Origin of the sequence: Paraburkholderia sp. IMGN_8 (assembly GCF_038050405.1) — a bacterium.
GTDB lineage: Bacteria > Pseudomonadota > Gammaproteobacteria > Burkholderiales > Burkholderiaceae > Paraburkholderia.
The window spans coordinates 2527931-2549423 of sequence record NZ_CP150901.1; the positions used below are offsets into that span (position 1 = coordinate 2527931).

The 21493-nt window shown below is 61.2% G+C and carries 20 protein-coding genes; 14 read left to right on the forward strand and 6 right to left on the reverse strand.

Annotation, left to right across the window (positions count from 1 at the left end; genetic code table 11):
* Positions 1–33 precede the first annotated feature (33 nt).
* The 5 genes from WN982_RS32475 (at position 34) to WN982_RS32495 (ending at position 3620) form a co-directional block, all read left to right on the forward strand.
* Positions 34–1500: a PepSY domain-containing protein gene (locus tag WN982_RS32475; RefSeq protein WP_341316124.1), complete on the forward strand. Its 1467-nt coding sequence runs from the start codon at positions 34–36 to the stop codon at positions 1498–1500.
* 36 nt (positions 1501–1536) lie between these two features.
* Positions 1537–1986: a copper chaperone PCu(A)C gene (locus tag WN982_RS32480; RefSeq protein ID WP_341316125.1), complete on the forward strand. Its 450-nt coding sequence runs from the start codon at positions 1537–1539 to the stop codon at positions 1984–1986.
* Between the two features lie 78 nt (positions 1987–2064).
* On the forward strand, positions 2065–2514 hold the full coding sequence (locus WN982_RS32485; protein ID WP_341316126.1) for a zinc-finger-containing protein: 450 nt from the start codon (positions 2065–2067) through the stop codon (positions 2512–2514).
* A 76-nt stretch (positions 2515–2590) separates the two neighbouring features.
* The gene (locus tag WN982_RS32490; RefSeq protein WP_341316127.1) at positions 2591–3043 is read left to right on the forward strand and encodes a MarR family transcriptional regulator; all 453 of its coding nucleotides are present in this window, start codon (positions 2591–2593) and stop codon (positions 3041–3043) included.
* 13 nt (positions 3044–3056) lie between these two features.
* Positions 3057–3620 carry an isochorismatase family protein gene (locus tag WN982_RS32495; RefSeq protein ID WP_341316128.1) on the forward strand — a complete coding sequence of 188 codons (564 nt, stop codon included), beginning with the start codon at positions 3057–3059 and terminating at the stop codon, positions 3618–3620.
* Between the two features lie 125 nt (positions 3621–3745).
* On the opposite strand, the gene WN982_RS32500 is transcribed toward WN982_RS32495, so the two are convergent.
* From WN982_RS32500 to hpaR, 3 genes are all read right to left on the reverse strand, one after another.
* Positions 3746–5269, reverse strand: coding sequence for a CoA-acylating methylmalonate-semialdehyde dehydrogenase (locus WN982_RS32500; RefSeq protein ID WP_341316129.1), 1524 nt, complete (start codon positions 5267–5269; stop codon positions 3746–3748).
* A gap of 287 nt (positions 5270–5556) precedes the next feature.
* Positions 5557–6636, reverse strand: coding sequence for a hypothetical protein (locus WN982_RS32505; protein WP_341319487.1), 1080 nt, complete (start codon positions 6634–6636; stop codon positions 5557–5559).
* Positions 6637–6970: 334 nt separating this feature from the next.
* Entirely contained in the window at positions 6971–7426 is a 456-nt protein-coding gene (hpaR, locus tag WN982_RS32510; protein ID WP_341316130.1) for a homoprotocatechuate degradation operon regulator HpaR, read from the reverse strand.
* Positions 7427–7560: 134 nt separating this feature from the next.
* Here hpaR and WN982_RS32515 point away from each other — a divergent pair, with 134 nt between their 5' ends.
* From WN982_RS32515 to WN982_RS32550, 8 genes are all read left to right on the forward strand, one after another.
* Positions 7561–8334, forward strand: coding sequence for a fumarylacetoacetate hydrolase family protein (locus WN982_RS32515; protein ID WP_341316131.1), 774 nt, complete (start codon positions 7561–7563; stop codon positions 8332–8334).
* The gene (locus tag WN982_RS32520; RefSeq protein WP_341316132.1) at positions 8331–9089 is read left to right on the forward strand and encodes a fumarylacetoacetate hydrolase family protein; all 759 of its coding nucleotides are present in this window, start codon (positions 8331–8333) and stop codon (positions 9087–9089) included. The genes WN982_RS32515 and WN982_RS32520 overlap by 4 nt, the downstream gene beginning before the upstream one ends.
* A 165-nt stretch (positions 9090–9254) precedes the next feature.
* A complete protein-coding gene (hpaE, locus tag WN982_RS32525) occupies positions 9255–10712 on the forward strand; it encodes a 5-carboxymethyl-2-hydroxymuconate semialdehyde dehydrogenase (RefSeq protein ID WP_341316133.1) in 1458 nt (485 codons plus the stop codon).
* 78 nt (positions 10713–10790) lie between these two features.
* Entirely contained in the window at positions 10791–11654 is an 864-nt protein-coding gene (gene hpaD, locus WN982_RS32530) for a 3,4-dihydroxyphenylacetate 2,3-dioxygenase (protein WP_341316134.1), read from the forward strand.
* 17 nt (positions 11655–11671) lie between these two features.
* Positions 11672–12085 carry a 5-carboxymethyl-2-hydroxymuconate Delta-isomerase gene (locus tag WN982_RS32535; RefSeq protein WP_341316135.1) on the forward strand — a complete coding sequence of 138 codons (414 nt, stop codon included), beginning with the start codon at positions 11672–11674 and terminating at the stop codon, positions 12083–12085.
* Between the two features lie 34 nt (positions 12086–12119).
* Positions 12120–12923 (forward strand): 2-oxo-hept-4-ene-1,7-dioate hydratase, encoded by an 804-nt coding sequence (gene hpaH / locus WN982_RS32540; RefSeq protein WP_341316136.1) that lies wholly within the window; start codon positions 12120–12122, stop codon positions 12921–12923.
* Positions 12924–12933: 10 nt separating this feature from the next.
* Complete coding sequence (hpaI, locus tag WN982_RS32545) at positions 12934–13737, forward strand: 4-hydroxy-2-oxoheptanedioate aldolase (RefSeq protein WP_341316137.1); 804 nt, start codon at positions 12934–12936, stop codon at positions 13735–13737.
* A 1029-nt stretch (positions 13738–14766) separates the two neighbouring features.
* A complete protein-coding gene (locus WN982_RS32550) occupies positions 14767–16170 on the forward strand; it encodes an IS4 family transposase (RefSeq protein ID WP_341316138.1) in 1404 nt (467 codons plus the stop codon).
* 266 nt (positions 16171–16436) lie between these two features.
* Here WN982_RS32550 and WN982_RS32555 read toward each other — a convergent pair whose 3' ends face one another.
* A complete protein-coding gene (locus WN982_RS32555) occupies positions 16437–18770 on the reverse strand; it encodes a bifunctional diguanylate cyclase/phosphodiesterase (RefSeq protein ID WP_341316139.1) in 2334 nt (777 codons plus the stop codon).
* A 1550-nt stretch (positions 18771–20320) separates the two neighbouring features.
* Between WN982_RS32555 and WN982_RS32560 the strand changes: the two genes are divergently transcribed.
* Positions 20321–20587 carry a hypothetical protein gene (locus tag WN982_RS32560; RefSeq protein WP_341316140.1) on the forward strand — a complete coding sequence of 89 codons (267 nt, stop codon included), beginning with the start codon at positions 20321–20323 and terminating at the stop codon, positions 20585–20587.
* Between the two features lie 56 nt (positions 20588–20643).
* Here the strand turns inward: WN982_RS32560 and WN982_RS32565 are convergent, their stop codons facing one another.
* Positions 20644–21093: an SRPBCC family protein gene (locus tag WN982_RS32565; protein ID WP_341316141.1), complete on the reverse strand. Its 450-nt coding sequence runs from the start codon at positions 21091–21093 to the stop codon at positions 20644–20646.
* On the reverse strand, positions 21086–21409 hold the full coding sequence (locus tag WN982_RS32570) for a metalloregulator ArsR/SmtB family transcription factor (RefSeq protein ID WP_341316142.1): 324 nt from the start codon (positions 21407–21409) through the stop codon (positions 21086–21088). Before WN982_RS32570 ends, WN982_RS32565 begins: the two co-directional genes overlap by 8 nt.
* Positions 21410–21493: the final 84 nt, after the last annotated feature.

Sequence of the window (21493 nt, forward strand, 5' to 3'; positions counted from 1 at the left end):
CGAAAGATCAATAACTGCCTACAGGAGGATCGAATGTCCACCACCACCGCTCAACGCACGGCTGCGCCGGTCAGCATGGCAAACGCCGGCTATCGCACGCTATGGCGCTGGCACTTTTACGCGGCTCTGTTCGTCATGCCATTCCTGGTGATACTCGCGATTACCGGAACGCTGTACTGCTTCCAACCGCAAATCGAGCCGCTGCTTTATCCGCACCGGTTGATCGTCGAACCGCAGGCGACGCCCACGCTGACCCAGGATACGCTGCTGGCGAAGGCACGCGCGGCGATGCCCGCCGATGCAGCGGCGGTTACCGCGGTGATCGCGCAGGCGCCCGACCGCAGTGCTGAATTCATCTTCCGCCTCGCCGATGGTGAAAAGCAAAGCGTCTACGTGAACCCGTATAGCGGCGAAGTATTGGGCACGCTGAGCGTCGAGCACCGCTTCATACAGGTGGACCGCATGCTTCACCGCAAGCTGCTGCTCGGCAAGCCAGGCGAACTGCTGATGGAGTTGGCGGCGTGCTGGACGCTCGTGATGATCGGCACCGGCGTCGCGTTGTGGTGGCCGCGCGAAAAGACGACCGCGAAAGACGCTCTGGTGCCGCGTTTCGCACTTAAAGGCCGTGCTCTGTGGAAGAACCTTCACGCGGTGATGGGCATCTGGCTCGCGCTCGGCGCGCTGGCGTTCGTGCTGACCGGCCTGCCCTGGTCGGGTTCATGGGGCAAGCAATTCAAGGCGCTCGCGACCCGCGCGAATCTGGGTGCGCCCGCGGGCTCATGGGGCGGCCTGCCGCTACGCTCCACGCTGCCGGGCACGCAGGCATCGATCCAAGGCCAACCCATGCACCACATGGACAACGCACATGACTCGAAAATGGAGTCGATGCCGGGCATGGTGATGGACGACCTGCCTCTGCCTATCACGCCATGGGCCGTCGGCAACGCCCCCGTACCGGCATCCGCCGATACGCGCGCGCTGCAAGCGCTGCCGCTCGGACCTGTCGTCGCGCTGGTCGCGTCGCTCGGCGTGACCCGCGGCTATAACCTCGTGCTGCCAGCGTCACCTTCCGGCGTCTATACCGTCTCGTACTTTCCGGACGACCCGCAACAGGAGCGCACGCTGTACCTCGACCAATACAGCGGCGCGGTGCTGAAGGACATCCGCTACGGCGACTACGGCGCCGTGTCGAAAGCAGTGTCGTATGGCACGTCGTTGCATATGGGGCGCTATTTCGGCGTCGCCAATCAGATTCTCTGCGCTGCGATTTCGCTCGGACTCGCCGGCATGGCTGCGACTGGCTGCGTGATGTGGTGGAAACGGCGGCCGCAGCGTTCGCTCGGCGCACCGGCACGTGAGCGTTGCGCACCGCCGATGCGCGGCTGGAAGAGCGGCCTCGTGCTGCTCGGCATCGTATTCCCGCTGATGGGCGCCACGCTGCTGGCGGTATGGCTGGCCGATCGCACAATTTTCGGCCGCGCGTCGCGGCAAGCTGCCTAACGCGCAGTTTTCCACTGTGAAATCGAGGAGAAAACCATGACGAACATCCAGAAGCTTTTACTCGCCGCCGCGCTGTGCGGCACATCGATCTCCGCGTTCGCGGGCACCGCGGCAACCGCGAGCGTATCGGATTGCTGGATCCGCGCATTGCCCGGCAAACTGCCATCGGGCGGCTATTTCAAGGCTAGCAACGCCGGCGACCAACCGCTGAATCTCGTCGGCGTCAGCTCGGACGCCTTCGGCATGGCCATGCTGCATCAGACGCAAAAACAGGGCAGTACGTCGGCGATGGTCATGGTGGATCAGGTGCCAGTGCCGGCGCACGGCTCGCTCGCATTTGCGCCGGGCAACTATCACGTGATGCTCGAGCAACCAAAAGAGCCGCTCAAAATCGGCTCGACGATCCCGCTGACCTTTACGTTCAGCGACGGCCAGAAAGTCATCGCGGCTTGCACCGTGAAAAGCGCTGGAACGATGGGGCAGTGAGACGCGTTCTGACGCTTGCCGTCCTCGCCGGCGGCTGTTTTGATATATTGATCGTTCCAACCTCGATTTCCCCTCCAGATGCGCGTTGGCCGTCCTGTCAAAGCCCTTCCCCAACCGATCTGCAACTACTGCGGCGCGAAGGCCGTTCTCGTCAGAGCAGATGAGGACGCCTACCCATACCGCGAGGACCACGGGCCGCTCTGGATTTGCGCGCCATGCGAAGCGTGGATCGGCATTTTCGCGCGCAGCACACGTCATCTGCCGCTCGGGCGGCTCGCGAATGCCGAGCTACGCGAATGGAAAGCCAGACTGCACGCGGCGCTCGAACCGATGGTCGAAGCGAAGGTGCGCCGCGACGGCTGCAACACGTTCGAGGCGCGTTCCAAAGGCTACAAGTGGCTCGCGGACAAACTGGAAATCGACGAAAAAAAATGCCACATCCATCTGCTCGACGTCGACCAATGCAAGGCGGCTATCGAGATCATCGAAAGTTTCGAGCGCGAACGGCGCTCCGGTGAACCCCGATAAGGGCAATCGCCGCCAACTTGACCATCGCCATTTATGAAGGCAACCTTCACAGGTTACCTTCATATTGTGAGATGGCATGATCAGCAACAACCTGCGGGCCGATTCCGAAGCTACGCACGCAATGGCGGAAGACCTTCGCGTTCTCGTCGGCAAACTGCGCCGCCGTCTGCGTGAAGAAGCGCATGTCGGCGATTTCACGCCGTCGCAGGTGCAGGTTCTTGGTCTGCTGGAGCGCGAGGGCCCGGCAACGGTCACCGCGCTCGCACGAGCCCAGGGCGTGCGCCCGCAGTCAATGGGCGAGACGCTGTCGGTTCTGAAAGCGGCCGGTCTCGTCAGCGGCGCGCCCGACCCGAATGACGGGCGGCAAACCGTTCTCTCGCTCACCCCCGCCTTTCGCAAGAAGGTCAAGGCAAGCCGCGCGGCCCGCGAAGACTGGCTATTCCGCACAATCCAGACCCGCTTTACGCCAGCCGAGCAGCAACAACTCGCAACCGGCGTCGAATTGCTCAAACGCCTCGCCGATTCATAACCAGGAGTATTCCATGGCACTGACAACACTCGACGCAACGACCGCACTGGTCGTCATCGATTTGCAGCAAGGCATCGTTGCGCTGCCCACCGCCCATCCCACCGGCGAAATCGTGAAGCGTGCCGCCGTACTGGCCGATGCCTTTCGCCGCCACAGCTTGCCGGTGGTGCTCGTCAACGTCGCGGGCGGTGCGGCGGGCCGCGCGGAACAGGCGCGCAACCGCGGCGACTTTTCCGCCGGCTTTACGGATCTGGTGCCCGAACTGAACCAGCAGCCGTCGGATCATCTGGTGACCAAGCGGACCTGGGGCGCGTTCACGAACACGGACCTCGAAGCCTGGCTGCGCGAGCAAGGCGTCACGCAAGTGGTGCTTGCCGGCGTATCGACCAGCATCGGCGTCGAATCGACCGCGCGTTACGCACACGAACTCGGCTTTAACGTCACGTTCGCGGTCGACGCAATGACCGATCTGCACCTCGACGCCCACACCAACAGCATCGCGCGAATCTTCCCGCGGCTCGGCGAAACCGGCACGACGCAGGAAATCCTCGACCTGCTCGACAGCACACGCGTATGAGCGCTCTTTGAACAACTGCGCGACACGGGTCGCTCGTCGTCGGCGCGCTCTACCTGATCAATCCAGAAAAAAAGCCGCGCCTGAATCAGGCGCGGCTTTTTTTTCACTGCGGTCTCGCTACGCTGTTACTTCGCCACCGGCATCGTAAATTCAGCACCCTTGGCGATGCTATCCGGCCAGCGCTGCATGATGCTCTTGTAGCGCGTATAGAAACGCACGCCTTCTTCGCCGTAAGCGTGATGATCGCCGAACAGCGAACGCTTCCAGCCGCCGAACGAGTGCCATGCCATCGGCACCGGAATCGGCACGTTGATGCCGACCATGCCCACCTGAATCTGTCGCCCGAATGCGCGCGCCACGCCGCCATCCGACGTGAACAGCGATACGCCATTGCCGAACTCATGCGCGTTGATCAACTCGACCGCGCTCGCGAAATCGGCCACACGTACCACCGCCAGCACCGGGCCGAAGATCTCTTCCTTGTAGATCTTCATGTCCGTGCCGACCTGGTCGAACAGCGTGCCACCGATAAAGAAGCCTTCTTCGCCCGCCACCGGATGCACGCGGCCATCGACGATCAGCTTCGCGCCTTGCGCCTCGCCCGATGCGATATAGCCGGCTACCTTGGCCTTATGTTCGGCGGTAACCAACGGACCCATTTCGGCGTCGAGGTTCTCGCCGTTCTTGATCACCAGCGACTTCACGCGCGGCACCAGACGCTCGATCAGTTCATCGGCGACATTGCCCACCGCCACCGCCACCGAAATCGCCATGCAACGCTCGCCTGCCGAGCCATAAGCGGCGCCGATCAATGCATCGACCGCCTGGTCGAGATCGGCGTCCGGCATCACCACCAGGTGATTCTTCGCGCCGCCCAGAGCCTGCACACGCTTGCCGCGCTTCGACGCTTCCGTATAGATGTATTCGGCGATCGGCGTGGAGCCGACAAACGACAGCGCGGCGACGTCCGGATGCTCGATCAGCGCATCCACGGCCACCTTGTCGCCGTTCACGACGTTGAATACGCCATCGGGCAGACCCGCTTCCTTCAGCAGTTCGGCGAGCCGCAGCGACGCCGACGGATCACGCTCCGACGGCTTCAGCACGAACGTGTTGCCGCAGGCGAGCGCGACCGGGAACATCCACATCGGCACCATCACCGGGAAATTGAACGGCGTAATGCCGGCGACCACGCCGAGCGGCTGGCGCAGATTCCAGTTGTCGATGCCGCCGCCGATCTGGTCGGTGAAATCGGTCTTCAGCAGATTCGGAATGCCGCACGCGAACTCGACCACCTCGATGCCGCGCACCACTTCGCCTTGCGCGTCCGTGAACACCTTGCCGTGTTCGCGCGTAATCAGCAGCGCAAGTTCGTCATGATGCTTGTTCAGCAGCTCCTTGAACTTGAACAGAATGCGGGCGCGCTTGATCGGCGCCGTTTCGCTCCACGCGGGAAAGGCGGCCTTCGCGGCCTTGACCGCGGCATCCACTTCTTCGACCGAAGCGAGCGCGACCGAGCCGGTCACCTTGCCGGTGGCAGGATTGAACACGTCCTTGAAGCGGCCGCTAGTGGCCGCAGCCGGCGCGCCGCCAATGAAATGGCCCAACTGCTGCACCGACAGCCTTCCTTGTTCGTTCACTGCATTCATCTGGTTACCTCGTGTTCTGGATGGGCCGGTACGAATCACCACCGGGCCGTAAGCAAAAAATCAGGCTACGTTGCGCAGCACATTGGCGGAGGTCCGCTCATCGGCAGGCTCCATGAAGACCTCCCAACTGTATCGACGGCGCCGGTCATATTCCCGATACAGCACAATAAAACCGCACCTCACTGTATTGTTTTTTGCGTCGCAACTGTATTGGAACCCGCGGCGAGGCGCGTTTTGCGGCGTCGCCAGCGTTCAAATTAGCGAGTCGCTCAGTTCTTTGCCAACACTCAACGCCACTGCGCGGTCAATTCGTTGGCCAGCGCCATCTTCTCGCGAACCAGTTCGGTGAAATTCGTTGACGATCCGCCCTGCGACGCCATGAACTTCAGCGCGGCGGAATGAACAGCCCGCATCGACCGGCCGTCGATCCCGGCCATGCGCCCCGCACTTCGCGAGGTCTCTTCGACAAGGTCGCGTGCGCCGCTGAAATCCGGCGACAATCCGCTCTGCGCCTGGAACGCGGCGCGCATTTCGGCTGCGTATTCGCGAGAGTGCCCAAGCCGGTCGACGTCGATCACTAGATCGACGCCGTCCGACAAACGCAACGCGCAGAGAATCCACAGCGCAATGAACGCCCGATACGCGTTGTTGCCTTCAGCCGTGCGCGCATACTGCTCGCACGCCATTGCGTAGGCCTCGTCCGAAGTGGGTTGCGCAGGTGGCAAGCTCACACCGCATGCTTCAATCGCCTGCCTGACCACCGGCTCCGATTGGTTGAGGCCCAGGACGCGAAATGGCGCGGCGACAAAGAACGGATTGCTCCATTGCTGATTGAGCAGCCACCCCGATGCAAACTGCGATGCGGCATTTCGCAGCACGGCCGCATGCATTGCTTGCGGAAACGCGCGCCTGAACCAGGGCAAGCGGCCGGACGAGCGGCAAAACTTGAAGACCGGCACCTTGCCTTGCGCGGCCGACCGCTCACACAGACGCCGCAAATAAGCCTGCAATGCGGGGAATTCCGCGTCGGGCGCGCTTGCGAAACGATCGGTGCCAAAACGTTTCCGGTACCCAGGCACACCGCGAGCGCCCTCTTGCAAAAGTGGCCGGTACTCTTCGAAGTAAGGCGCGGTAAGCTGCGGATGCCCCGAAGTCATCGTGGGACGGCAGGCCGAAACTTCGGCGAGACTCAAATCGGCAAGCACATTGCTCAGCGGCTCATAGAATCCGGTCACGGAATCCAGCGCCCGCAGACGCGACCAGATCCACGTTCCCGCGCTGCGCCAGCCCGTATGCAAGAAAATGCCCTGTTTCAGGTCACTCTGTAGCGTGGCGGCATGCGGCTGAGGAGCCGGATCATTCGACATAGGCGTTTGGCCGTCAGCGGCGCTCGACGGGCCAATCGGCGGACCGTGCGACACAGGCATGGGGCTTCTCTTCAAATGAAAGCAACAACGAAGCGATGGACGGCAGGTGCTGCCTGCTCCACGCTGTTCAAGCGCACACTTTAGCGAGTTGAGCCGTAGGCCTGGTTACGGAAGATTTCACGTGGCTAGCGATGACGTTCATGCCGGCACGAAGCTGCGCGTCCTGCCGATCCATTCATGCGTTTCCAGCGCCCAGATTCCATGCCTGCCTGGGCTGCGCGAGAAAGCAACGGCAAACGCCACCGCGCCCGCATCGGGGGAATAAACCTCTAACTCACTCCGCGTCTTCCTCTTCGAGGCCGGCGAGCAGATCGTCGACCGCGCGATACACGCGCTCGACGATTTCCGGCCCGACCTTGCGCTCCAGCTCGCGATAATGGGCTTCAAGATCCTTAGAGATCACCCGTACCAATTCGACACTCGTTTCCGTTAGCGACACCAGCACGCGGCGCTGGTCTTCCGCAAAACGCTCCTTCGTCACCAGTTCCATGCTCTCCATGCGGGCGAGCACGCCAGCCATGCTCGGGCTCGAAATCGTGCAGATATCGGAGATGTGGCGCGGCTCCATCGGGCCATGCTCGTTGAGCGCGCGAATCACGCGCCACTGCTGTTCGGTCAAACCATGCGCGGTAATCAATGGGCGGAAACGCTCCATCATTTTTTCTCTGGCGCGCAGCAACAACATCGGCAGATTGCGGTGCAGAACTCGGGTAGCAGTGGAAGCGGACATGGCGGAAGATGAGTAAAGACAGCTGTCAAAGCTTAAGGGAAAACCCGCGATCAGCCGACAGGCTATTGACCGTGGATGATATCAAGCGCAATACTACTAACATGTTAGTATTTTCTCCGGGAGGCAGCTGATTTATGTTTGCACTTGCCGATCATCTGCTGCATCCCGAAGGCGACGCGTTGCCTCGCGACGTGGACGCGCGCACCGTTGCCGCGCTGCTTGCACGCGGCATTGCCTGCCGCGCGCCGGTTTCGGGCGCTGTCTATGGAACCCTGCTCAACGACCGGGCCGCATTGGACGCGCTGGGCGATGCGGTGAACGCCGCGCCCTATAAAGCGCCGCCGAAAGCGCCGGTTCTTTATCTGAAGCCGCGCAACACGCTGGCCGGGCACCGTGCGCGCGTCGTCGTGCCTGACAACGCGCTGGGCGTGGAGGTCGGTGCGTCGCTGGGGATTGTGATCGGCCGCACTGCAACACGCGTGAGCGCGGACCACGCGTTCGACTACATCGCCGGCTATACGCTGGTCGCCGATCTGAGCGTGCCGCATGCAATCGTCTACCGGCCTTCGGTACGGTTCAGGGCACGCGACGGTTTTTGCGTGATCGGGCCGGCCGTGGTTTCGGCGCGTCATGTTTCAGCACCGGACGATTTGACCATCAAGGTGCTACTGAAGGGACACGAAACCTTCACGGCGAGCACCGCCTCGTCGGTACGTAACGTGGCGCAATTGATTGCGGACGTCACCGATTTCATGACGCTTTGCGCCGGTGACGTCATCACGCTAGGCGTGCCGCATGGTTCGCCGGTCGCGCATATCGGCGACACAGCCACGCTATCGATCGGCGAATTGCCGCCGCTTGAGGTGTCGTTTGCCGGTGCACAAGAACACGATGGAGAACAGCAATGATGCGCGGCCGTGTTGCGTATGCAGGAGCGATTCACGAAGCCTGGCCGGACGCCAACGGCGTGCGCCTCGCCGATGGCCGCGTGCGTCGCGAAGATGAAGTCGTGTGGCTCGCGCCGATCGAGGTCGGCACGATCTTCGCGCTCGGCTTGAACTACGCCGAGCATGCCAAAGAACTGCAATTCACCAAGCAGGAAGAGCCGCTCGTTTTTCTCAAAGGCCCTGGCACGGTGATCGGCCATCGCGGCGTGACGCGCCGCCCCGCCGACGTCACCTTCATGCACTACGAGTGCGAACTGGCTGTCGTGATCGGGCAGACCGCACGGAACGTTACGCGCGAAAACGCCATGCAGCACGTGGCCGGCTACATGATCGCGAACGATTATGCGATCCGCGACTACCTGGAGAACTACTACCGCCCCAACCTGCGCGTGAAGAATCGCGACGGCGGCACGGTGCTCGGCCCCTGGTTTGTCGACGCCGCCGATGTCGCGGACGTCATGCAACTCGAGTTGCGCACCTATGTGAACGGCACGCGGCAACAGCACGGCAATACGCGGGATCTCGTCACCGACATCCCGGCGTTGATCGAATACCTGAGCAGCTTCATGACGCTCGCGCCCGGCGATGTGATCCTGACCGGCACGCCGGAGGGCATCGTCAACGTCAATGTGGGCGACGAAGTCGTCTGCGAAATCGACGGCCTGGGCCGTCTCGTCAATACGATTGCATCCGACGCGGACTTTGGCCGCGCCTGATCGACGATTTTACATGGGATCGGAGTAAGCGCTATGGGACCAGAGTAAGCGCTAAAGCGCTAACTCTGGTCGACAGCTCTGCATGGGACCAGAGTAAGCGCTAAAGCGCTAACTCTGGTCGACACGCTAACTCCGATCGACAGCAAAAAGAGAAAGGACAAGGCAATGCGAATCGAGCATCTGATCAACGGCAAGTCGAGCACGGCGCGCGACTACTTCGAAACCGTCAATCCCGCGACGCAAGACGTGCTCGCCGAAGTCGCGCGCGGCACCGCGGAAGAAGTCGACGCCGCCGTGCGCGCGGCGAAAGACGCGTTTCCGGCGTGGGCCGGCAAACCCGCTGCGGAACGCGCGAAACTGATTCGCAAGCTCGGCGAGCTGATCGCCGAGAACGTGCCGGACATTTCCGAGGCCGAAACGAAAGACACCGGCCAGACGATCTCGCAGACGCGCAAGCAGCTCGTGCCGCGCGCGGCCGACAACTTCACCTATTTCGCGGAAATGTGCACGCGTGTCGACGGCCATACGTACCCGACCGATACGCACCTGAACTACACGCTGTTTCATCCGGTGGGCGTGTGCGCGCTGATTTCGCCGTGGAATGTGCCGTTCATGACGGCGACGTGGAAAGTCGCGCCCTGCCTCGCGTTCGGCAATACCGCTGTGTTGAAGATGAGCGAACTGTCGCCGCTGACCGCGTCGATGCTCGGCAATCTCGCGCTCGAAGCCGGCATTCCGGCCGGCGTGCTGAACGTCGTGCACGGCTTCGGCAAGGAAACCGGCGAACCGCTGGTGGCGCACCCGGACGTGCATGCGGTGTCGTTCACCGGATCGACGGCGACCGGCAACCGCATCGTGCAAACCGCGGGTCTGAAGAAATTTTCGATGGAACTCGGCGGCAAGTCGCCGTTCGTGATTTTCGACGACGCCGATTTCGAACGCGCGCTCGATGCCGCGGTATTCATGATCTTCTCGAACAACGGCGAACGCTGCACGGCAGGCTCGCGAATTCTCGTGCAGCGCTCGATTTACGCGCGCTTTGCCGAGCGGTTCGTCGAACGCGCGAAGCGCTTGACCGTTGGCGATCCGCTTGCCGACAACACGATTGTCGGTCCGATGATCAGCCAGGGGCATCTGGCGAAAGTGCGCAGTTATATCGAACTGGGTCCGCAAGAAGGCGCAACGCTCGCATGCGGCGGACTCGATGCGCCCGATCTGCCTGACGCGATGCGCAAAGGCAATTTCGTGATGCCGACGGTGTTTGTCGATGTCGACAACCGTATGCGGATCGCGCAGGAAGAAATCTTCGGGCCGGTCGCCTGCCTGATTCCTTTCGACGACGAAGCCGACGCGATCAAACTCGCCAACGACATTTCCTACGGCCTGTCGAGCTACATCTGGACGGAGAGCACCGGCCGCGCGTTGCGTGTCGCTGCAGCCGTCGAAGCCGGCATGTGCTTCGTCAACAGCCAGAACGTGCGCGACCTGCGTCAGCCGTTCGGCGGCACCAAGGCATCGGGCGTGGGCCGTGAAGGTGGCACGTGGAGCTACGAAGTGTTCCTCGAACCGAAAAACGTGTGTGTGTCGCTCGGCTCGCATCACATTCCGCGCTGGGGCGTTTGAGATGTTGGGGCGCGCTGGAGCGTTGTTCTATGCGCGCCGCTGGGTCACGCTTCACGCCATACAGAATAGGAGATCGCGATGGGCAAACTCGCGTTAGCAGCAAAAGTGACTCACGTCCCGTCGTTGTATCTATCCGAACTCGACGGTCCACATAAAGGCTGCCGTCAGGCAGCGATCGACGGCCACCATGAGATCGGCCGGCGCTGTCGCGAGCTGGGTGTCGATACGATCGTCGTGTTCGATGTGCATTGGCTGGTGAACAGCGAATACCACATCAATTGCGCGCCGCGTTTTGAAGGCATCTATACGAGCAACGAACTGCCGCACTTCATCAAGAACATGCCGTACGCGTATCCCGGCAATGTCGGGCTCGGCAATCTGATCGCGGAAGTCGCGAACGAAATGGGTGTGAAAAGCCGCGCGCATAGCGACACCACGCTCGAACTCGAATACGGCACGCTGGTGCCGATGCGCTACATGAACAGCGACCAGCACTTCAAGACGGTGTCGGTGTCGGGCTGGTGCATGTGGCACGACCTCGAGACCAGCGCGCGTTTCGGACTCGCGGTGCGCAAGGCGATCGAGGAGCGTTACGACGGCACCGTGGCGATTCTGGCGAGCGGCTCGCTCAGCCACCACTTCGCCAACAACGGCACGGCCGAGCAATTCATGCATAAGGTATGGAGCCCGTTTCTCGAACAGATGGACCGCAGGGTCGTCGAGTTATGGGAAGCCGGCGACTGGAAAACCTTCTGCGAGATGCTGCCGCTCTACAACGAAAAATGCTGGGGCGAAGGCGGTATGCACGACACCGCAATGCTGCTCGGCGCACTCGGCTGGGATCGCTACGAGGGCAGGGTCGAAGTCATCACGCCTTATTTCGGCAGCTCTGGCACCGGCCAGATCAATGCGATCTTCCCTGTCACGCCCCTGCCCGCTTAAGCCTTGAGGAGCCCAACGTGCCGCACCTGACACTTGAATACAGCGCCAACCTGGCCGGCGAAGACAGCATCGCCCAACTGTGCAAGACCCTCGCTGATTGCCTTGCTCATTGTCGCGATACGCAGCGCGAGAACGAACAACGCGTTTATCCGCTGGGCGGCATCCGCGTGCGCGCATTGCGCTGCGAGCAGTACTGCATCGCCGACGGCCAGCCCGACGCCGCGTTTTTCCATGCGAATCTGAAGATCGGCGCTGGCCGCTCCGAGGCCGTAAAGAAGGCAACCGGCGACGCGTTGTTCGACTTGATCAAACAACACTTCGCTGCGGAATTTGAAAAGCACGGCTTGGCGTTATCGCTCGAAATCAATGAATTCAGCGAAGCGGGCACGTGGAAGCACAACAATTTGCACGCGCGGCTGAAGGCCCGGTAACCAGGGCCTGGCGGCGGTTAATAGAGAATCGACCATGCTAGATGAACAGACTATCCGCGACCTCGCGGCACAACTCGACAATGCCGAGAAAACGCGTACGCAACTACGCCACTTCTCGGCCGCCTATCCGCAGATGACCGTGCAGGACGGATACGCGATTCAACGCGAGTGGGTGAAGCTGAAACTGGCCGAAGGGCATGTGATCAAGGGTCGCAAGATCGGGCTGACATCGCGCGCAATGCAGCGTTCATCGCAGATCGACGAACCTGACTATGCGCCGCTGCTCGACAGCATGTTCATTGAAAGCGGCCAGGACATCCGCGCCGACCGCTTCATCGCGCCACGCGTCGAGGTGGAGTTGGCGTTCGTGTTGAGCAAGCCGCTCAAGGGTCCAGGCGTCACCTTGTTCGACGTGCTCGACGCGACGGCCTACGTGAGCCCGGCGGTGGAGATTATCGATGCGCGCATCGAGCAATTCGACCGCGAAACGAAGGCGCCGCGCAAGGTCTACGACACCATTTCGGACTTCGCGGCGAACGCGGGGATTGTTCTGGGCGGCCGACCGGTGCGTCCGCTGGACGTCGATCTGCGCTGGGTCGGCGCGTTGCTGTACAAGAACGGCGCGGTGGAAGAAAGCGGACTTGCTGCGGCGGTGCTGAATCACCCGGCCACGGGCGTAGCGTGGCTCGCGAACAAGATCGCGCCCTACGACGAAGTGCTAAACGCAAACGACGTGATCCTAAGCGGCTCGTTCACGAGCCCGATTCCTGCCTGCGCCGGCGATACGTTCCATGTCGACTATGGTCCGCTGGGCGGCATTGGTTTGAACTTCATTTGAGTGTGCCGACATGTCTCTACCGCAAAACAGTTTCAAGCGCGCCTTGGCCGAAGGCAAACCGCAATTCGGCCTATGGGCCGCGCTCGCAGATGCCTACGTGACCGAATTGCTGGCGACTGCCGGCTTCGACTGGCTGCTGATCGACAACGAGCACGCACCGAACGATGTGCGCAGCACGCTGGCGCAATTGCAGGCGGTGGCCGCATACGCGTCGCACCCTGTGGTACGCCCGGTGCGTAGCGACAGCGCGCTGATCAAGCAACTGCTCGACATTGGCGCACAGACTTTGTTGTTACCGATGATAGACACGGCCGGGCAAGCGGTTGACGCGGTGGCGGCAACACGCTATCCGCCGCAGGGGATTCGCGGCGTGGGTAGCGCGCTGGCGCGAGCGTCGCGATGGAACCGGATACCGAACTATCTGAACATTGCGGCGGAGGAGTTATGTGTGTTGGTGCAGGTTGAGACGGTTCCGGGGATTGGAAATCTGCCGGCGATCGCGGGCGTGGAAGGTGTCGACGGCGTGTTCTTCGGACCGGCGGACTTGAGCGCTTCGATGGGGTTACTGGGCAAACCGGGCGATGCGCGGGTGCGCGAGACGATTTGCAACGGCATCAGGACCGTCCGGAACGCGGGCAAGGCGGCGGGCGTGCTGGCACCGGACGCGGGAATTGCCGCTGAGTATTTGGCGGCAGGCGCGACGTTTGTGGCGGTGGGGACGGACACCGGGTTGTTGAGCCGCGCGGCGGCGGAGCTGGCGGCGTCGTATAAGAAAACTGCGGGAGTGGCTACGGCGGTAACGGGTGGTTACTGATGGCGCGTAACTTGCAGCCGTTCTGCATTGGCGCGAAGATTGTGCCTCACCGCGTCGTAGTGTTGGCTACGGCGTTGGGCTGTTCTTGATCTGATTGCCCTCCCGGCGGTTTTGGTGGTACGCCTGCGGCGTTGGCTTTTTCTCTTCTTTTTGGTTTATTAGCGTTCCCCCTTGTGCTGTTTGCCTGCTCGGCGCTTTTTGGCTGTGTGCCTGCGGTGTTGGCCTTTCCTTGTTTTCTTAGTGGTCTATTAGCTTCGCCCCTGTGCGGGGCAGGCACTTACTTTCTTTGCCCACCAAGTGGACTTCCTTCGGGGCGCCGCCGCAAAGAAAGTAAGCAAAGAAAGCGGCTTCACCCCGCTAATTCTTAAGCGGGTCCCCTGGCTTGGAGGAGGTAGTGGAGCATCTGGAATCGGTGCTCTCGCACATTCCGCCCCGGTGACAAGGCAGTCATCCTTCCGGCGGCGCTGCGCGCGCCGCGGCGGTACTTCATAAAACCATCGGGCGCTCTTTGTGCCTGCGGTTGCTCAGGTGTTACGGCTTGTGTTTGCTGCGTTAGCGTAGCTCGCGGCTGCGTTTCGTTCGGCACTTTTTCGGTGCCTGCGGTGGCTCGCCGCTCGCCCTCAAGCCCCCCATGCCTTGCCGAGGCGCTAGCGTCTCACTCGGAGTGGTAGCTCGTACTCGCACACTTGGGCGCCTCGCCGAGGCGAAGCCGATGGCCCCCACCGCGCGCAAACGAAGTCACTGGTTTCCCTGGCAGACCGTTCCGGCGAGCACGCAGTGCGAGGCGGGAAGGATGATGCCGAAGGCACACATGCCCCATCGGTGTTGGGAAGTACCGCCACGGCGCGCGCAGCGCCGCCGGAAGTATGACTGCCTTGTCACCAGCGCTGAATGTGCGAGAACACAGATTCCAGATGCTCCACTACCTCCTCCAAGCCCTCAGGATTACCCACATCTGTGCCGGGATAGCGCTTGTAAACAGCTTGAGGTGGTGTTAACTTGAGGCACCGCCACAGGAACCAGACGCAATTGCCTTCGACCGAGAATCAGGATGACCAGGACGACTGGGCCGACATCGAATTCGGTGCGGCAAATCTGGGCGATGCCCGTTTGACGAATCGGCTCGTTGCACTGGCACGCCGGCTTGCCAGCACACCGGACTGCTCGTTTCCACGCTCCATGGATGCCGCCGAACTCAAGGCGGCCTATCGCTTCTTCGATAACGACCAGGTCGATACGGACGGTGTGCTTGCACCTCACGTAGACCAGACGCTCAAGCGCATGACCCAGGTGCCAGTCGTGCTCGCGGTGCAGGACACAACCGAATTCAACCTGACGCATCTGGGCGCGACCGAAGGCCTGGGCTACGGCACGGGCAACCAGTCGCGCGGCTTCATGCTGCACAGCCTGCTGGCCGTGACACCGGAAGGCCTGCCGCTCGGCGTGCTGGGCATGAAGACGTGGGTGCGCGATGACGCAGATCTGGGCCGCAGGCGTCAACGCTCAAAGCGCGACTTCAATGACAAGGAAAGCGTTAAATGGGTTGAGGGTCTGAACCATCTGGCAGCCCTTAAGACCCGATGTCCCGATACGCGCATGGTGGGCGTGGGCGACCGCGAAAGCGACGTCTATGAAGTGTTCGTGGCCGAGCGGCCTGCTGGCGTAGACTGGCTCATTCGTGCGGCATGGGACCGTCGGACGGCGCACCCCGAGCGTTATCTCTGGGACACGGTGACGGCGAGCGCCCCATCAGGCGAGATCGAACTGGAGTTGCCGGCACACCGCAACATGGCCCGGCGCACTGCGCGTCTGACGCTGCGTTGCACGCAGGTCAGCCTGATTGCACCACCCAGACCGTCGACCAAAGGCACCGGGCGCGCCCGGCTCACCCCGGTGGATGTGTTTGCAATCCACGCACTTGAAACCGATCCGCCAGCGGGCGTCGAGCCGCTCGAGTGGATGCTGCTCAGCTCTGTGCCCACGCTCACGCTGAGCGATGCACTTGAACGACTCGAATGGTATGCACGTCGCTGGACGATCGAATCGTGGCATCGTGTGCTCAAAAGCGGCTGTCGGATCGAGGCGCGCCAGTTCGGCAATCTTGAACGGTTCGTCCGCGCGACCGCGCTATTTGCAGTGATCAGCTGGCGAATCATGTACGCCACGCTGCTGGGTCGGGCCGACCCGGATCTGTCGTGTGAAGTGCTACTTCAGCCCGACGAATGGCGCGCGCTTTACTGCCGCGCCAACCGCACCTCAAAACCACCGGTGGCAACGCCTTCGCTAGGCGAAGTCGTACTGTGGATCGCCAAACTCGGCGGTTATCTGAACCGTAAGCATGATCACCCGCCCGGGCCCACCGTCATGTGGCGAGGGTTCCTGGTCCTTCACGAAATCACCGAGATGTACCGGATCTTTAGCCAGGACGGGTGATTCACATCACGAGATGTGGGTAATCCTGAGCTCCAAGCCAGGGGACCCGCTTAAGGGTTAGCGGTGTGAAGCCGCTTTCTTTGCTTACTTTCTTTGCGGCGGCAAAGAAAGTAAGTGCCTGCCCCGCACAGGGGCTACGCTAATAGACCACTAAGAAATCAAGGAAAGGCCAACGCCGTAGGCACACAGACATAAGCGCCGCGAAAGGCAAAAAAACAAAACCAAAGACCAACACCCCAATCAGTCGCTACGCGCAAAAAAAACCCCTAATCACTTGCCGGCCAAGGCAACCCCACAGAAGACCAATCCAACTCGACCCCAACAACAGACCGCTCCTTGGCCAACTGCACAGCCAAAGTAACAGCAATACAAGGCCGGCCACTGGCCAAAGAAAGATAAGGATTACTCGCCACCGGAACACCAGGCAACAAAACCGCATTCCTAAAATAAGGCCGATGATCCCACCGAGCATCACGCGGATTAGCAACAGGATGCAGCGAAGCCGCATCACTACTCCACGCTGGTCCGGGCACTTCAGACCCGACCTGCCGCCCCGAATCATCCAGAATAAAACAGCTAACACATCGCTCAAACGTAGCGAGAAAAGCAAACGCCTCATCCATCACCACGCCGGCAATCAATTCATCAGCCGCCCGGCTCAAAGCCAACCGATAAGGCTCGACCTCTGACTCGAACAAAGCATGCTGATGCGCACGCCCCTGTGCAATCACATCGAACGCATCGTCGATCCGCCGCCGCACCGACTCCGGGGGCGCCATCTCGGCAGCCGGCCGCCCGAGCAAATATCCCTGTGCAAAATCCACATTCGACGCGACCGCGAGAATCAACTCCTCGGTCGTTTCGACACCTTCCACCACCACCAGCATCCCCGCCTGATGCAGCAGCGATACCAGCTTCGGCAAAATCGGCTGCTCAGTACCGGGACTCGTCGCGCGAATCAGTTCGCCGTCGAGCTTGACGAGATCCGGCCGGATCCGGAACAGCCGGTCGAGATTCGATTGACCCGCGCCGAAATCGTCGACGGCGATCAGGAAACCGTGCTCGCGGTACAAGGCCGCCGCCCGCGACATTTCATCGACGCTGCCGCCATGCGACTCGAGAATCTCGAGAATCACCCGCTCCGGTTCGAGCCCCACCGTCCGCACAATCGTCGCGAGCTGATCGGCATAACCTTCGGCGATGAACGTGGCCGGCAGAATGTTGAGGAAGAGCCACGCACCCGGAGGCAGCGACCTGTGCGCATTGCCCAGATGCACGGCGTGACTCGCGCGATCGAGCGCGCCTTCGTCGTTGCCAGGGTTCGGCGCAAACAGCACGGCCGGCGGCACCAGCGTGCCGTCGGCCTGCTCGCCGCGCAGCAACGCCTCAAAACCCACCTGCTTCTGGTGCGACAAGCTGTAAAGCGGCTGGAAATGCGAGGTCAGGTAATAGTCTTCCCATTTCAACCTGGGCGGTGCCGCCCCGCCTGCTGCATGCGCCGCGTCGGACGCGAATTGCAGTGCCTCGCCCGGCAGCGCGCGTTCGGCGCATACGCGGTTTCTGCCCAGGTGCTTGGCGCGCAGCAACGCTTCGTCGGCGCGGTCGAGCAGCATCATGATGCTTTCGCCGCTGCGGTGTTCGGCCACGCCGAAGCTCGCGGTCAGCGAGCCATCGGGGCGCTCGAGCGCGGCAATCGCGCCGCGCAAACGCTCGGCCAGTGCGAGCGCGCCGGGAAGGCCGTCACGCAGCAGCACCGCGAACTCCTCGCCGCCGATCCGGCTTACGCTTTCTTCCGCAGTGGTCTGTTCCATCAGCGCCTGGGCGATCTGATGCAGCGCATGGTCGCCGACCGCATGACCGAAACGGTCGTTCAGCGATTTGAAACTGTCGATGTCGAGAAAAATCGCGCTGACTCGCGCATCGGGTGTCATGGCTTCAAGGCGGCGCTCAGCCTGCTTCACGAACGCGCGACGGTTTTGCAGCCCGGTCAGCGGATCGGTCGCGGCGAGTTGCGCCAATTGACTCTCGAGCAGGAAGTGGTTGCGCCGGAACCAGTAGAAGCCGAAGTGAAACACAACGGAAGTCGGCATGCCGATCGCCACGATCCACATCCATGTCACGACGCTCACGTCATGCGTGCTCGGCCCGCCAAACAGCAAGGCGAGCGCCGTCGCGTAGAAGAGCGCGCTGCCGACCAGAAAATGCGTCGGCGTGAGCCACAACGGCGCTGCGCAGATCGGTATCACCACCACGGCGGGCAGCGCCCAGAGCAACGGCTGATCGACCCCGGAAACGTTCAGCGCGAGACCCACCGCCAGCACCAGCGAATACGCCACGCCGATCGCGCCGAATACAAAGGTTGTCGCTGCGCGCGGAATCGCCAGCACCAGCAGGCCGAGCACCAGTGCGCAAAGAAGCCGGTACGGCAGCGGCAACGCCGGTCCGCCGACAAAGTTGCGCGCCCCCACGAAGCACAGGAACGCGACCACGGTAAACGCCATCGTGACCGTCGAAAGCGGGCGTTGGTGTTCCAGCGATCGTCGATGGAAACGCTCGCGCAAGCCGGAATCGGCCATTTGCTTCGTCGAGGTGGAAAGCATATTGATAGTTATCAGGCGGGTTCCGGTCACGCTGCCAATGTATAACGGCAACCGTCTGACAAATGTTTATCCCTTCCGCTCAAATGGGCGTGAGGCGCGGCGCTGCTGTCATCGATCACAGCCAGGAGACCTCGACACACCGTGCCGGCAAACGTTTGCCGGTCGGAACGACACCGGCGTGACGCCACCCGGCTTTCGCGAAGTGAACGCGAGTGACTCTCCGCGGTGTATGTGCAATGCATCTTCAGCAAGCAAAACGGCTTGCTGCCGTTTCTGCCGACGCCGCTAAGCTCGCCGTATCTGTCGTTGTCGAATTGACCTTTCGGGTGCTGATCGGGCGTTGCCCAGGATTTTTTTGAGTTATCCCCAGTTTTTGTTAACAACACTGTGGATAAGGTGCTCGCTTGGCTCGCAAGTTGTTGAGGTTTAAGGGTTATTGGGGTCTGACTCGGTTGTTGTTTTTGCCTGCGCGGCGCTTATGTCTGTGTGCCTGCGGTGTTGGCCTTTCCTTGATTTGTTAGTGGTCTATTAGCTTCGCCCCTGTGCGGGGCAGGCACTTACTTTCTTTGCCGCCGCAAAGAAAGTAAGCAAAGAAAGCGGCTTCACACCGCTAACCCTTAAGCGGGTCCCCTGGCTTGGAGGAGGTAGTGGAGCATCTGGAATCGGTGTTCTCGCACACTCCGCCCTGGTGACAAGGCAGTCATACTTCCGGCGGCGCTGCGCGCGCCGTGGCGGTACTTCCCAACACCGATCGCAGATTGGCACCTCCGGCATCATCCTGCCGGCCTTGCACTGCGTGCTCGTCGAAACGGTCTGCAAGGGAAACCAGGGGCTTCGTTTGTGCGCGGTGGGTGCCGTTGGCTTCGCCTCGGCGAGGCGTTGAATTGTGGGAGTGCGGACCACGTCGCTGAACGAAACACAGCCACGAGTTACGCCAACGGAGCAAAGGAGCGCAGCCGCGAGTTACGCTAGCACAGCAAAGGCAAGCCTTTACGCTTGCACAACCGCATGCACCGGAAGCGCCCAACGGGCCCAACGGTTTTTGAAGTACCGCCACGGCGCGCGCAGCGCCGCCGGAAGTATGACTGCCTTGTCACCGGCGCGGAGTGTGCGAGAACACCGATTCCAGATGCTCCACTCCGCCCTCCAAGCCAGGGGACACGCTTAAGAATTAGCGGTGTGAAGCCGCTTTCTTTGCTTACTTTCTTTGCGGCGGCGCCCCGAAGGAAGTCCACTTGGTGGGCAAAGAAAGTAAGTGCCTGCCCCGCACAGGGGCGACGCTAATAGACCACTAACAAATCAAGGAAAGGCCAACGCCGCAGGCACGCAGCTAAAAAGCGCCGAGCAGGCAAACAGCACAGGGGCAACGCTAATAAACCAATAAAAAGAGAAAAAGCCACCGCCGTAGGCATACAGAAAAAAAACAGAAAAAACCGCCGGGCAGGCAAACACCCCAATCAACCGCTACGCGCAAAAAAACCCTCACTTCTAGCCTACAATTACCGCTGCAGCGAGCACAATCGCGGCTGCCTAAAGTACCGAGAACCACCATGCCTGCCGAACCCGAAAAAGTCCCATCTGCCAGCACCGCGGACAACCTGTCAAAACGCAAACCACTGCCCATCGCGGTACGCAACCTTCTAATGGTCGCCGTCGGCTTAATCGTGTTCGCAATCGTCTCAGGTCTCGTGCTATACGAGCCGATCGCTTACGGCGACCCCGTTCCCAATTTCGGCGTCATCCTGATGATGACTGTGCCGGTTATCGCCGGTGTGGCGTTCCGGGTCGGCCTGGATGCGTGGCTGGATAGAAACTGATCGGGTTGGGATAGGCGCACTGGCGAACCGGGAGTCGAACGACCGGTGAAATTCTCCTAGCTCGGCAACGCGACTTCACCCGTCTCAAGCAGTGACTTGAGGTTGGAAAGAATGCGCGGCCAACCGCCGGACACAGCGTCGATGAACTTCGAATCCTCTCTGTCCAACGAGTGCATGATCGTGAGCTTGGCTGCATTGCCCACCGCTTCTACGTCGATCACGCACCGCGAATAGCCCTCGGCCTTCAACTCCGGCCTGAACTCGTTGCGCCATCTAAGAACCATATGCCTCGGCGGATCGATCTCCACGATCTCGCCGGTATCGGCAACTCGGCCGTCGGGGAAAACCAGCTTCCATGACGAACCGGCCTTCCAGTCAGTCTCGTGATGCACACCGAACCAATATTGCTTCGTGAACTCGGGACTCGTCAGCGCCGACCAGAGCTGCTCGGGCGTCGTGCGGATGAAGGTGACATAGACAAACGTTGAAGCGGCCTTGCTAGTCATGATCGTTTCCTTCAAGGGTCCTCTTGAGATCGGACAGCACGCTTAACTGCGGACGCTCGAACTTGCCGATCCAGCGCTCCGCGATCTCATTGATCGGAACAGGATTGATGAAATGCAGCTTCTCCCGGCCTTGACGCTTGCACGAAACAAGGTTCGCCTCTTCAAGGATCGAAAGATGCTTCGCAACGGCCTGGCGCGTCATATCCAGGCCCTGGCACAGTTCGCCTAGCGTCTGGCCATTTTCTTCATGCAAGCTGTCCAGCAAGCGCCGACGGCTTGCGTCCGCCAAAGCCCGAAACACCGCGTCGTCGTTCATTTCTTCATTATGCAACCATTTGGTTGCATGTCAAGGAAAAATGTGGGTGCGGCCTTGGCGTCGGGTCATCGCGCCGTACTCACA